13 protein-coding genes are annotated in these 12,674 nt (G+C 36.4%); 8 read left to right on the forward strand and 5 right to left on the reverse strand.

Going from position 1 to position 12,674, the window contains the following annotated elements:
- Positions 1–12 precede the first annotated feature (12 nt).
- Positions 13–387, reverse strand: coding sequence for a hypothetical protein (locus tag HGD76_RS16210; protein WP_168696396.1), 375 nt, complete (start codon positions 385–387; stop codon positions 13–15).
- A gap of 873 nt (positions 388–1,260) precedes the next feature.
- Here HGD76_RS16210 and eno point away from each other — a divergent pair.
- Both eno and HGD76_RS25925 read left to right on the forward strand, forming a co-directional pair.
- Entirely contained in the window at positions 1,261–2,550 is a 1,290-nt protein-coding gene (gene eno / locus HGD76_RS16215) for a phosphopyruvate hydratase (RefSeq protein ID WP_168696397.1), read from the forward strand.
- A gap of 28 nt (positions 2,551–2,578) precedes the next feature.
- Positions 2,579–2,704: a hypothetical protein gene (locus HGD76_RS25925; protein WP_267904255.1), complete on the forward strand. Its 126-nt coding sequence runs from the start codon at positions 2,579–2,581 to the stop codon at positions 2,702–2,704.
- On the opposite strand, the gene argC is transcribed toward HGD76_RS25925, so the two are convergent.
- Positions 2,701–3,759 (reverse strand): N-acetyl-gamma-glutamyl-phosphate reductase, encoded by a 1,059-nt coding sequence (gene argC, locus HGD76_RS16220; RefSeq protein ID WP_168696398.1) that lies wholly within the window; start codon positions 3,757–3,759, stop codon positions 2,701–2,703. The two genes, HGD76_RS25925 and argC, sit on opposite strands and share 4 nt — an antisense overlap.
- Before the next feature lie 210 nt (positions 3,760–3,969).
- On the opposite strand from argC, the gene HGD76_RS16225 reads away from it, so the two are divergent.
- Together HGD76_RS16225 and HGD76_RS16230 are read left to right on the forward strand one after the other, a co-directional pair.
- Positions 3,970–4,191: a type II toxin-antitoxin system RelB family anti-toxin gene (locus tag HGD76_RS16225; RefSeq protein WP_027400752.1), complete on the forward strand. Its 222-nt coding sequence runs from the start codon at positions 3,970–3,972 to the stop codon at positions 4,189–4,191.
- Positions 4,192–5,022, forward strand: a complete 831-nt coding sequence (locus HGD76_RS16230) for a ScaI family restriction endonuclease (protein WP_052149936.1) — start codon at positions 4,192–4,194, stop codon at positions 5,020–5,022.
- Positions 5,023–5,038: 16 nt separating this feature from the next.
- Here the strand turns inward: HGD76_RS16230 and HGD76_RS16235 are convergent, their stop codons facing one another.
- Entirely contained in the window at positions 5,039–5,890 is an 852-nt protein-coding gene (locus tag HGD76_RS16235) for a DNA-methyltransferase (RefSeq protein ID WP_168696399.1), read from the reverse strand.
- Between the two features lie 299 nt (positions 5,891–6,189).
- On the opposite strand from HGD76_RS16235, the gene ribBA reads away from it, so the two are divergent.
- The 3 genes from ribBA to HGD76_RS16250 all read left to right on the forward strand — a co-directional run bounded on the left by ribBA (position 6,190) and on the right by HGD76_RS16250 (position 9,993).
- Positions 6,190–7,863: a bifunctional 3,4-dihydroxy-2-butanone-4-phosphate synthase/GTP cyclohydrolase II gene (gene ribBA / locus HGD76_RS16240; protein ID WP_168696400.1), complete on the forward strand. Its 1,674-nt coding sequence runs from the start codon at positions 6,190–6,192 to the stop codon at positions 7,861–7,863.
- A gap of 197 nt (positions 7,864–8,060) precedes the next feature.
- A complete protein-coding gene (locus HGD76_RS16245) occupies positions 8,061–9,353 on the forward strand; it encodes an AAA family ATPase (RefSeq protein WP_168696401.1) in 1,293 nt (430 codons plus the stop codon).
- A gap of 4 nt (positions 9,354–9,357) precedes the next feature.
- On the forward strand, positions 9,358–9,993 hold the full coding sequence (locus tag HGD76_RS16250; protein WP_168696402.1) for an RloB family protein: 636 nt from the start codon (positions 9,358–9,360) through the stop codon (positions 9,991–9,993).
- A gap of 136 nt (positions 9,994–10,129) precedes the next feature.
- On the opposite strand, the gene HGD76_RS16255 is transcribed toward HGD76_RS16250, so the two are convergent.
- Both HGD76_RS16255 and HGD76_RS16260 read right to left on the reverse strand, forming a co-directional pair.
- Positions 10,130–11,008, reverse strand: coding sequence for an Rpn family recombination-promoting nuclease/putative transposase (locus tag HGD76_RS16255; RefSeq protein ID WP_015080216.1), 879 nt, complete (start codon positions 11,006–11,008; stop codon positions 10,130–10,132).
- A gap of 105 nt (positions 11,009–11,113) precedes the next feature.
- On the reverse strand, positions 11,114–11,971 hold the full coding sequence (locus HGD76_RS16260; protein ID WP_168696403.1) for a peptidoglycan recognition protein family protein: 858 nt from the start codon (positions 11,969–11,971) through the stop codon (positions 11,114–11,116).
- Positions 11,972–12,428: 457 nt separating this feature from the next.
- Here HGD76_RS16260 and HGD76_RS16265 point away from each other — a divergent pair, with 457 nt between their 5' ends.
- Positions 12,429–12,638 (forward strand): DUF2997 domain-containing protein, encoded by a 210-nt coding sequence (locus tag HGD76_RS16265; protein ID WP_015080214.1) that lies wholly within the window; start codon positions 12,429–12,431, stop codon positions 12,636–12,638.
- The last annotated feature ends 36 nt before the right edge of the window (positions 12,639–12,674 follow it).

Genomic DNA, 12,674 nt, shown 5'->3' on the forward strand with positions numbered 1-12,674 from the left:
TCATAAAGGCTATTACTTAATCTCAAAGCTTGCGTAGGCTTTATCTAGATACTTTTGAGATTCTGGCAATTTTTTAAAACTATTTGCGGCATTATTCAAGTTTTTATCAGCCTCTTTAATACTGGCAAAATTTCCGTCACCTCCAATACCTACCTCAGACGCACCCCTATAACCAGACAAAGCATCATCAGCAAATTCACGAATGTTTTCTGTGGATTTTGATCTACCCTTTTCGGACTCGTAATAGTCCAAAGCTTTTAAAAGAATATTAAGATTAACAATTTCCAGCTTGTATAAAGCTTCATTCATTGGTGTTGATACAAACCGCCTGTATAAACCTAAGATAACGAAAGATCCAAGAGTTTGAAATATAAATGGGATAGCCATTTTAGCCTCCACTACTAGGGGAATACATATACCACTATAAAACCAGAAACCCTAATTCCTCTTTTTGTAATGATAGTTCAAGAAAATCAGCTAATACTTGTTGTGTATATCCTAACCCAAGTAAAGCTATTCGTGCCTTCTCTCTTACTTCAGCAGAGGCTGTCAATGTACTGAGTCCAGGGGAAACGCATCTAAATCTTATTGACAAAATACCGTTTTAATGTATAAACCAAGAAATTCCTATTTATCATTTGATTGATTTTTTCAGTATGACAGTGATGGACTAGAATATTGTCAATAAGTGGTCGTTAATGCGAATAGTTTGGTCATTATTGATAAGATGCGTTTCCCCTGCTAGTGTCATAGATTCTATATTTGGGTGAAATATTTACAGCACTCAAGCACAAAATAGTCTGGAATTGATTAAAATCTCAGCTAATACAATAGATTCGATAAGAGATACCAATAATCTCAAATATATAAATTTAGGAATATCTGTCTGAATCAGGATGTCCAGGATGTGAGGATTTACAGAATTTTGTACATAAATATTAAAAATGGCAATTTATGTATTCAAAACAAGCAAACTATCAATAAAGAATCCTGTACATTCTTTAATCCTAGAAATCCTGATTCTGACAAAATAAAGTATCAATAAATAATCCTGTACATCCTTTAATCCTAAAAATCCTGATTCTGACAAATTCCATGTTTCCTTCCATACTCAGCGAGCATTATCACCCGTCACGATTGGAAATCTTCTTTAATGTCAGGCGATTTTCCCCCAGAAACACATAAACTAGCGATTGGGTTATTAGTAAACTGTAAAGGTTAAACCCTGACGACATACTCAAAATCAAGGACAAACCACGAATGACAAAATACCTAGACACCGCTATTGAAGCCATTATCTCCCGCGAAATCCTTGACTCACGGGGAAGACCTACACTAGAAGCGGAAGTACATTTAGCTGGTGGTGCAGTCGGACTAGCTCAAGTTCCTAGCGGTGCTTCTACAGGCACATTTGAAGCCCATGAACTGCGGGATGGGGATAAAAGCCGTTATGGTGGTAAAGGAGTCCTCACGGCGGTAAAAAACGCCAATGAGATATTAGCACCCAAATTATTAGGGTTAGATGTCCTCAACCAAGAATTGTTAGACCGGACAATGATTGCTACAGATGGTTCTTCTAACAAATCTAACTTAGGCGCAAATGCCATTTTAGGTATTTCTTTAGCAGCAGCCAAAGCAGGTGCAGTAGCTTTAGATATTCCTCTCTATCGCTATTTGGGTGGACCTTTGGCGAATTTATTGCCAGTCCCCTTAATGAATGTGATCAATGGTGGAGCGCACGCATCCAATAACGTAGACTTTCAAGAGTTTATGATTGTTCCTATCGGTGCGCCTTCTTTTAAAGAAGCATTACGTTGGGGTGCGGAAGTATTTGCCACTCTTAGCAAAGTGTTAGATGATAAGAGTTTGCTGACAGGTGTGGGTGATGAAGGTGGTTTTGCACCTAATCTAGAATCTAACCAAGTGGCTTTAGAATTGCTGGTAGCGGCGATTAAACAAGCTGGTTATAAACCTGGTGAAGAAGTAGCTTTGGCTTTAGATGTGGCTGCTAGTGAATTTTACAAAAATGGACAATATGTTTATGATGGTAAACCCCATAGTCCTGTTGAGTTTATTGATTATTTAGGTCAGTTGGTTGACCAATATCCGATTGTATCTATTGAAGATGGTTTACATGAGGAAGATTGGCAAAGTTGGCAATTACTAACTCAGAAAATTGGCTCAAAAGTACAATTAGTGGGTGATGATTTATTTGTAACTAACGCTACCCGCTTACAAAAAGGTATCCAAGAAAAAGCCGCTAACTCAATCTTGATTAAATTGAATCAAATCGGTTCTCTAACTGAAACTTTGGAAACCATTGATTTAGCCACTCGCAACGGTTTCCGTTCAGTAATTAGCCATCGTTCCGGTGAAACTGAAGATACAACAATTGCTGATTTGGCTGTAGCTACTCGCGCCGGTCAAATTAAAACCGGTTCTCTGTGTCGCAGTGAACGGGTAGCAAAATACAATCGCTTACTCAGAATTGAGGATGAATTAGGCGATCGCGCCGTCTATGCTGGTACTGTTGGTTTAGGACCAAAATAGGCAATTGGTGATTGGTAATTGGTGATTGGTGATTGTAAACAGCATTACCCATTACCCATTACCCATTACCCATTACCCATTACCCATTACCCATTACCCATTACCCATTACCCATTACCCATTACCCATTACCCATTACCCATTATCGAATTAAGGATAAAACCCAACTTTAGGTAATCCCAAAGTTTCATCCCAGCCTAGCATCAGGTTCATACATTGAATTGCTTGACCGGCTTGACCTTTTATCAGGTTGTCAATGGCTGACATGACGATAACGCGACCAGTGCGGGGGTCAACTTCTATGCCGATATAACAATTGTTACTGCCACACGCCCATTTAGTTTGGGGATAAGTGCCACTATTGCAGATTTTCACCCAAGGGGAATTACGATAAAAGGCACTGTAGATAGTAATCAGGTCATCACGGACTAAACCAGGATCGCGCATGGTAGCGTACACAGTGGCTAAAATCCCCCGCACCATGGGGATGAGGTGGGGTGTAAATTGGATTTTTACGTCATGACCTGCCAATTCACTACAAATTTGCTCAATTTCTGGCGTGTGGCGGTGTCTACCGACGTTATAAGCACCTAGAGAGTTATCAGCTTCGGCTAACAACAGGTTAACTTTGGCTTGTCTGCCGCCCCCAGATGTGCCGGATTTGGCATCAATAATGGCTGTTTCGGGAACTATTAACCCTTGTTTTAAAAGTGGGGAAAGTGCCAGTAAACTGGCTGTAGGATAGCAACCGGGACAGCCAATTAGATTTGATTCGGCAATGCGATCGCGGTACAATTCTGGTAGACCATAAACTGCTGTGGCGGCTATGGTGCGATCGCTTCTTTCTGTACCATACCAATCTGTATAAGTTTTCAAATCACCAAAGCGATAATCAGCACTCAGATCCAGTACCTTACAACCTTTTTCTATAAGTTGGGGAGCAATTTGGCAAGCCAGTCCATTGGGTAAAGACAGAAATACCACTTCACAACGACTAGCAATAATATCCGGTTGTACTGCTTCAATGGGCAAATTTACTATATTACCGAACTGTGGGTAAAGGTCAGCAAAGGATTTACCTGCACTACTTTCACCACCTAAATAAACAATTTCCACTTGAGGATGATCCATCAGCAGTCGCACTAGCTGTACTCCGCCATACCCTGACGCGCCAACAATTCCAACTGGTACGCGTCTTAAATTTCCCATGATCTTAAATCCTTATCTACTTTTAGTTATCTATTATCAATCATCAGCAGTCAAGCTACTAACTAATTACTGATGACTTCTGATTGAACTTTCGCTGCATTGTATAGCAAAGCGGATCTTTTAGCGTACCTATAATCACAAATATCTTTAAAAAATAATCACACTCATAGTGTGTAGAAAATCAGTACCACTAAAGATTATGTTTTTTATGTGACTGAAAATTCTCAACTTCAAAAGTTTGGCGAATACATTCGCACAATCAGAAAAGCACAAAATCTTTCCCAAGAACAGTTAGCAGAACTGTCAGGACTACATCGCAACTACATCGGTGGTGTTGAACGTGGTGAAAGAAATATTGCTTTGTTAAATATTATCCGTATTGCTCAGGCTTTGGGAATGTCACCCAGTGAATTATTAAAAGGTTTAGACTAAATGGTATTTCCTTATGCCAGTATTCCAGTTGAAAAATGGGCAGATAAAACAAAAGAACTGATAGAAGAACATCCTCTCAAGCCAAATGTTATTAGAGAGGTTGCTTTAAAGAGTTGGCAGCTTTTATGGCAAACAAAAATAGGAGAGGAAGACACATATTTGAGCCTGGCAGAAATTGATCCACCAGCTATTATGGTGGGTTATTTTTTTGAAAAACTCTTTGCCAAAGAATTGCAAAAGCGTTATCCAGAGGAATGGAGAGGAACACAAAGTAAAGATGAAAAAGATATTGTTTATCTAAAGGATACAAGATATTCAATAGAGATAAAAACTTCTGGTCAGCTTGGCACAAAAATTTTTGGAAATCGCAGCTATGGTCAAAAAGCAAAAGATGAAAATAATGGGGAGCTTACTAAAAAAGAAAAGTCTGGTTATTATATTACAGCTAATTTCTACCAGCAGAGTTTAACATTATTAAGATTTGGTTGGATAGACCATGAAGATTGGAATGCACAAAAATCAGCAACAGGTCAGGCATCTGGTTTAGATCAAAAAGTCTATGAGCATAAACTTTTTACAATAACAGGAGAATATATTTTAGATTCTCCTGTTAATTTATTATGTAAAGTTGGTGATGTAATTGCGAATGAGATGAATAAGGAAGGAATCAAAATTATTCAGGAATTAAGTGATTATCAAGGTAATAATCAAACTGTTAAAAAAGCCAAAGCGCAGGAAAAATATCACAATATACTTAAATTGAATTCGGGGATTGAAAAATTTGCGCTGGGTAAAAACATAATAAATAGTGTTTGGTGGTGGTTAACTTAAAAATACAAAAATACCTTTATAGAAATAAAGACATTTGTTCTACTTGACAACTTTGTTCTTTCAAAAAAGTTTCAATTCTATTAGCAGCAATATCACAATAATCTTGACGAATTTCAAAACCAATTACTAACCGATTTAAATTTAAAGCTACCATAGCAGTAGTACCCGAACCCAGAAATGGATCTAGGACAATTTGATTTTGATTTGAAGATGCTTGAATTATTCTTTGAATGACAGAAGATGGAAACTGTGCTGGGTGTGGTGTTCTTTCTTTTGAAGATCGGTTTTGTCCAGAAGTTACTTTCGGAAATTCCCAAACATCAGTGGGATTTTTACCTAAAGGATTAACCCTGATTTTACCATTCTTTTTTTGATTGGGATATTTAACATTAGGATCACGAATATCGTCAAGATTAAAAGTATAAGCTTCTGAATTTTTCACATACCACAAAAATTTTTCATTTCTAGGTGAAAAGAACTTACTTCCAGCAACACCAGCACCATAATTCCAAACAATTTCCTGAATTAAATAAAAAGGAATTTTATCCCAAAGCAAATAGGAAATAGGAATTGCTTTAGCACGATTTTTAATGGATAAATAACCTAAATTTAGCCAAAAAGCTCCATCACATAAAGTCAGACGATAAACTTCTGTTATCCATTTTTCACACCAATTTATATAATCGTCCAATGGTAATAAATTTTCATATTCCTTGCCAATATTATACGGCGGACTTGTGACAGTTAAATTAATTGATTCATCTGGTAAAATTTTCATTGCCTCTAAACAATCTAAATTGTAAATGAGACAATTAGACGTTTGAAAGTAGGGTTTACCTAGTAATTTACTTATATCATTGAAATTCATAGCTTAATAATCTGTATATACGGGGCTCTAAACTATTAATAGTATATATGAACTATTTTATTGTCAAGTAACAGTTTAAGTAGGTGAACGGAAAAAAACCGAAATATGTAACGAAAAGTAAAATCGCCCAAACCCTCTTCACCCTTGCCTCTTGCCTCTTGCCTCTTGCCTTGTCATAACGACGATTTTCAATGCTAACCTACTTAGTTATCTCACAAAAGCTCTAATTCCGATAAACAAGCTACAATCTAAAATAAGAAATTGTTAAAAAACTTTACGTTAATAGCTGGAAATTTTCTGTGTCACAGCCTAATATTACCCAAACCTTTAAATTTGATCCTATTGATGCCGCTTTGGCCGATCTCAAAGCAGGTCGTGTCATTGTTGTCGTAGATGACGAAAATCGAGAAAATGAAGGTGATTTAATTTGCGCCGCCCAATTTGCCACCCCGGATATGATCAACTTCATGGCTGTAGAAGCCAGAGGACTGATTTGTTTGGCAATGACAGGCGATCGCCTTGATGAATTAGACTTACCATTAATGGTCAGCAAACTCACAGATACTAACCAAACCGCCTTTACCGTTAGTATTGATGCTGCTCCCCATTTGGGCGTTAGCACTGGTATTTCCGCCGAAGACCGCGCCCGGACTATCCAAGTCACCCTCAACCCAGCCACCAAACCGGAAGAATTACGTCGTCCTGGTCATATTTTCCCCCTGCGGGCTAGACCGGGAGGCGTACTCAAACGGGCAGGACATACAGAAGCCGCTGTAGACCTATCCAGACTAGCGGGACTGTATCCAGCCGGGGTAATTTGCGAAATTCAAAACCCTGATGGTTCAATGGCGCGGTTACATCAGTTAATGGAATATGCCAAAAATCATCACCTGAAAATTATTAGCATTGCTGATTTAATCAGTTATCGTCTCCAAAATGATCGCCTGATATATCGAGAAATCATTACCAAACTCCCCAGCCAGTTTGGTCAGTTTGATATTTACGGCTACCGTCACACCCTAGATAATACAGAACACGTTGCCATTGTCAAGGGAGATCCGGCAAATTTTGGAGATGAAGCCGTGATGGTGCGAATGCACTCGGAATGTTTAACAGGAGATGCTTTAGGATCTTTGCGTTGCGACTGTCGGATGCAGTTACAAGCCGCATTAAAAATGATTGAAAATGCTGGTCAAGGTGTCGTTGTTTACCTACGTCAAGAGGGACGGGGCATAGGTTTAGTTAACAAGTTGAAAGCCTATTCTTTGCAGGATATGGGCTTGGATACAGTGGAAGCAAATGAGCGGTTAGGATTTCCCGCTGATTTGCGTGATTATGGCATGGGGGCGCAAATTCTCATGGATTTGGGCATTAAAAAAATTCGTTTGATCACTAATAATCCTCGTAAAATTGCTGGTGTCAAAGGTTATGGATTAGACGTAGTAGATCGTGTTCCCCTCTTAATTGAGTCTAATGATTTTAATTCCTATTACCTAGCTACTAAAGCTAAGAAATTGGGACATATGCTGTTACAAACTTATCTAGTTACAGTAGCGATACATTGGCAAGATGAACCAGAATCCGTCACCGGACGCTATGAACGACTAGAGAAAATACGGTATTTATCCAAAAATCAACATTTATTGTTACAGGAAGAAGCCCGTCCCTTGGGAATCGCTTTATTTGATCAACCCTCTTTAACTGTACATTTAGGTTTTGACCAAGCTAATATTGCTGAATCCAATTGGTATCAACAAAAAGGTCATCCTTACCTGCAAGCAATTTGCCAGATTTTAGATGAAATTGCAACTTTACCCTATATTCAGAAAATGGAATTTCTGATTGCGACAGGTAGCGATCCTTTGAGTAATTTGCAAGTACAGTTAGATAGGCAAACTTTCGCTGATGGTGTACTACCTTCTTCTTTAAAAGGTATTTTTCAAACACAGCACATTTACAGTTTTAGTAAGTAGGGTTTGCTGAATTTCCATAGATTAATCATAGCTTTAGTTTTATAACTAGAGCTATTTGTTGATTATTTATGTATGCTTGAATAACCCCACAAATAAAAGTTGCTATTAACTAGACATTAGCAATTACAAAAAGTATAATTTTTACTATTTATAATAATTTGTGGGTTATAGACGGATAACCAACTAAAAATAAAGTCATGCTTGTAGAATTTAGTGTAGGAAATTATCGTTCAATCCAAGAAAAGCAAACATTGAGTATGGTAGCTGCTGATAATGAAACCATGCTAGATAGTAATACTTTTCCTGTCCCTAATAATGATGATTTACGCTTAGTTACAAGTGCTGCTATTTATGGTCCAAATGCTTCAGGTAAAAGTAATTTACTCAAAGCTATGCAAGTGCTGAAAAATCTTGTCATTAAATCAGCTAGTAGAATGCAAATTGGGGATAAATTACCTGTTGAACCATTTAGATTAAATAGTGAATCAGCAAAAAAGCCTAGTAGTTTTGAAGTGATTTTTATTCATGAAAAAATTCGTTATGAATATGGAGTTTCTTTAAATCGAGAACGAGTATTTGAAGAGTGGTTAATTGCTTATCGAAATGAAGTTCAAGAAAACTGGTTTTCTCGTGAATATCTACCAGATAATCCAACATTTGAACCAAATGAAGGTTATAAATGGTCTTTTGGTAAAGGATTAAAAGGGGAAAAAAAGCGTATTCAAAGATTTGTTCGTTCTAATTCTTTATTTATATCTCATGCTGCACAAAATAATCATCCTCAATTAACAGAGGTATTCGATTTTTTCCAAGATGAACTAAAAATTATTCTTCATATAGATACACCCTTCATAGTTGATGATACAAATAATGAAGGTTATTATAATTATATGGTTAAATTACTAAATGAAGCAGATATAGGTATTGCTGATCTAAAAATTGAAATTATACCTGAAACATTAAATGATGATATGATTCATCGAATTCAACAGGAAATGCAGAAGCTAGGAATCAACGCAATAAGCAAAGATATTCCTGATTTTGGCAGATTAGATATTATCACTGTACATAAAATGAATGACTCTGATAAAACGGTAGAATTTGAAATTGATGAAGAATCTGATGGTACAAAACGCTTATTTGAAATAGCAGGATATTGGTTATATGTATTGCAAAATGGAGAAATATTAATAATAGATGAAATAGATAGAAGTTTACACCCAGTTCTTTCTAAAGCATTAATAAAAATGTTTAATAATCCAGAAATTAACAAAAACAATGCTCAATTAATATTTACAACTCATGATACTACACTGCTAGATGGTGAAATATTCAGACCTGACCAAATATGGTTTACTGAGAAAGATAACAGCATGACAAAACTATATTCATTGTTCGACTTTCGACCTCGTGAAGATGAATCTTTACAAAAAGGTTATCTATTAGGTCGCTATGGTGCTATTCCTTTTATTAATGGGTTGAGTATTTAAAAATATGTCACGGGGAAAATCTACCAATCATTTAAAACGAAGTTCCGGGAATAAAAATCCTAGAGGATACTTTTTAATTGTAGTTGAGGGTGAACAAACAGAATATAATTACTTTGAGTCTCTAAAACGTGAACTTAAATTATCAACAACTGACGTTAAAATAGTTCCCGCTTATGGTGGAGATCCTCTGGAGATTGTAACTACAGCTTATGATCTATATCAACAACAACAATATGATCAAGTATTTTGTATATTTGATGATGATAATAAACCGGATAAATATAAACAAGCTCTCAGCACAGCAAAAAAATATAATGTTGAATCTATAACATCAATACCCTGTTTTGAATTTTGGTTTTTACTCCATTGTTGTTATACTACCAGTCCCTTTAGTAGTTACAAAGAATTACGTCCAAAGCTAGAATCAGAAATGAGAAAAGAGGGTATTCTCCAAAAAGGAGAAACTTATAATAAAAGTGATAGATTACTATATGAAAAACTTAAACCCAATCAAGAAAAAGCAATTATTCATGCTATTAAATTAGAGCAAAATCATCCTAACGAAAATGGATGTACAAAACCATCAACAAAAGTACATATTCTAATTGATAAACTACAAAAACAAAAAAATTTTGAATGAGCAATTATCTATTAGCAGTATTAACGCTTCTTAACTGGCGAAAAAAATGTAATTTTGGAAATAGGTAAGTTTTTGATTTTCACCTATTCCCTTTTTTCTTAACTAGCAACTTACGCGAATATTCAGCCCAAATAATTTAATTTACCCGCCCTTTTAACCAAGTTTGGATATCAGCAAAGCTGGTAAAATCTAACAATGCTTCGCTCAAATCTTCGAGAACCGGCAAAGGTAAACTAGAAATTGAGGAACGCATTTCCTCAGAGATTTTTCCAAACCGCTTAGTCAACAGTCGAATAATCACATTAACAGTTGCTTCCTCTCGTCCTTCTTCTCGTCCTTCCTCTCGTCCTTCCTCTCGTCCTTCTTCCTTAATTTCTTGGTAAACTCTAGTTTCCTTGAGTGTTATTCCTAGCATAGACTCTACCTCCATTCGGCTAAGTTTTTCAAACTTGTACACCATGATAGTCGTGATCATCTCTATTATGGCGCGACTTGATGGTTGAGGATCTTCTTCACGGGTTCTTATTAACAAATCCCGTGCTGCTGCTGGCGCTTGTTCTTCCTCCACCGTAGTCAATACCATCAATGCTACCCATAGAGGTAATTGACGAATATCCCCCAATTCATTCAAATACACTCTATGTACTTGTTCACCTTTTAGTAAGGTTCTATGAGGGTAAATGTCCCTTTGTTCGGTATTGCGAGATGGATATATTATAACTGCTTGCCAGTCACTAAATCTAACGCGGTTGCGATAGAAATATAGTGAAGATTCTGCAAATACTCTTTCATAAAGTTGTTCATCTTTTTGAAACTGCACCTCACAGAAATACACAATCCCAGCACCTTCATTTTCTGGGGGGAGAAATACTCCATCTATTTCAAACTTGGGTTCTTTGACAGCTACCGAATCAAATCGGTAAGCATCTGCATTTATGGGTGGATTTGTCAACAGTTCAAATAGCAAAGTTGGAGACTGTTGAAATAGTTTATAGAAAATGGAGTCTCGACGCATGAAGCATTCTATCTATTTGTTAAATATCCTCTAAATTTAATCGCATTATTTGAGATTCTGCATAAGTTTTAACTAAATTAAATGTTCAGAATTTTGTTTTGCTAACTAATTGAAAGTTTGTAATTGCCGAAAAGAATGCAATTTCTTGAGAAACTTTTCACCATCAAAACTTAAAGGATCAACTTTCCCATTCCCCACATCTACCGCACGATGGGTTGTAATTCTATCATCTGGAACTTGACTTTGAGCAATTAACCAAGCTAAAGAATTATATTGAGCTTCTGTATATCCTGAATGTGCTTCTATATTACTTTTCCCCCAAGCATCGGTCGGGGTTTCTAGAGATACATGATAAGCAAAATTATTTACAGATGGGGATAAATTAGGATTAGTTTGCACAGTTTCCACACCATTAGCACCTTTAAAAACTGAATTACCAGCACCAAAAGCGCGTTTTTCTGGAGGAACTAAATAAATAACTTTTCCCTCTAAAGTAATTATGGCATGATAACTAGCTTGAACACTTTCATCATCATGAGGTGTTTGAAAAAAATTAATGGCGCTAGAAGTAGAATTGGTAGTTTCATGAAGGACAATAATGGCTTGATTATTACAAGGTACACCATTAACATCTGCGGTATAGCGATCGCCATAATTGCTAGGATCAACTGTCACCTGGGCAAAATTAGGTCTATAATTAGCAAAATCTCTAGTAGTTATATATAGAGGATTAATTTTTTTAACCTTTGCGGGAGACGGGATTAAATTTCGCTTTTTTTCTGGTTTAGTTATTGTTGACTGTAATTGCGCTGGTGGATATTGATACTCAGTTGTCCCTTCCGAAGTTGAGGCAATTGTCTGATTGTGTTGTTGTCTCGCACCCCCAATGAATACAGCCAAAGTTAGGGTAGCTAACATCAAAAAAATTAGTATTACTCTAGTCGCCCAGTCTCTAAATCTCATGTTTTTATTTAAAATTGGTAATATAGTGTATGTAATGTCTGTGAATATTTATGGCAGAGCCAGTAACAATTATACCTGATCACCAGTGTAAAACCTATTACTTGGTTCAATTCAATGATAATGATAAGATCTTTCAATAAATTTTAGATTTTTTTCATATTCATTCCTGACTAGGGATTTTGCCTACAAGCTTTATTTAATCAGATTTTTGATAATTTTTGGTCTTTAGCAGTCCTCATCTTGACTAATTGATCAGGTTAAGAGAAACTTATAACTAACGAACGTAAATACTAATCTAAAATAATAACTTTTGTAAACATTATGAAATATATGTGCTTAAATATGGAACATTATGAGACAAGTGGCAAATTTGTATCTAAGTTCCTATCCCTAAATTTTGAGTAGGTCTGGTAAACCAGCAAAGTTCAAATATACTATCTAGGTTGGCTTTCAAAGCATGGAAACATTAGAATTCATCATTTATCCAGATGGTCGAGTCCAAGAAAAAGTCACTGGTATTATCGGTGCATCTTGTACTGAGGTAACAGCAGCCATAGAAGCCCAGCTAGGACGAGTGTTGAGTAATGAACCAACCTCAGAGTTTTTTGCTACTAACCCACAACAAAATAGTGTGGTGGATACACAAACCGCCCACAGCGAATGGTAAGTTTTCCAACTAGTTAATTTCATTGATTACAAACCA

Source organism: Dolichospermum flos-aquae CCAP 1403/13F (genome assembly GCF_012516395.1).
Taxonomy (GTDB): Bacteria; Cyanobacteriota; Cyanobacteriia; order Cyanobacteriales; family Nostocaceae; genus Dolichospermum; species Dolichospermum lemmermannii.

What these genes read in the sequence shown, in the direction of transcription:
- HGD76_RS16210 (WP_168696396.1), bottom strand. Translation starts at nt 387, where the DNA reads ATGGCTATCCCATTTATATTTCAAACTCTTGGATCTTTCGTTATCTTA.
- eno (WP_168696397.1), top strand. Translation starts at nt 1,261, where the DNA reads ATGACAAAATACCTAGACACCGCTATTGAAGCCATTATCTCCCGCGAA.
- argC (WP_168696398.1), bottom strand. Translation starts at nt 3,759, where the DNA reads ATGGGAAATTTAAGACGCGTACCAGTTGGAATTGTTGGCGCGTCAGGG.
- HGD76_RS16230 (WP_052149936.1), top strand. Translation starts at nt 4,192, where the DNA reads ATGGTATTTCCTTATGCCAGTATTCCAGTTGAAAAATGGGCAGATAAA.
- HGD76_RS16235 (WP_168696399.1), bottom strand. Translation starts at nt 5,890, where the DNA reads ATGAATTTCAATGATATAAGTAAATTACTAGGTAAACCCTACTTTCAA.
- HGD76_RS16245 (WP_168696401.1), top strand. Translation starts at nt 8,061, where the DNA reads ATGCTTGTAGAATTTAGTGTAGGAAATTATCGTTCAATCCAAGAAAAG.
- HGD76_RS16250 (WP_168696402.1), top strand. Translation starts at nt 9,358, where the DNA reads ATGTCACGGGGAAAATCTACCAATCATTTAAAACGAAGTTCCGGGAAT.
- HGD76_RS16255 (WP_015080216.1), bottom strand. Translation starts at nt 11,008, where the DNA reads ATGCGTCGAGACTCCATTTTCTATAAACTATTTCAACAGTCTCCAACT.
- HGD76_RS16260 (WP_168696403.1), bottom strand. Translation starts at nt 11,971, where the DNA reads ATGAGATTTAGAGACTGGGCGACTAGAGTAATACTAATTTTTTTGATG.
- HGD76_RS16265 (WP_015080214.1), top strand. Translation starts at nt 12,429, where the DNA reads ATGGAAACATTAGAATTCATCATTTATCCAGATGGTCGAGTCCAAGAA.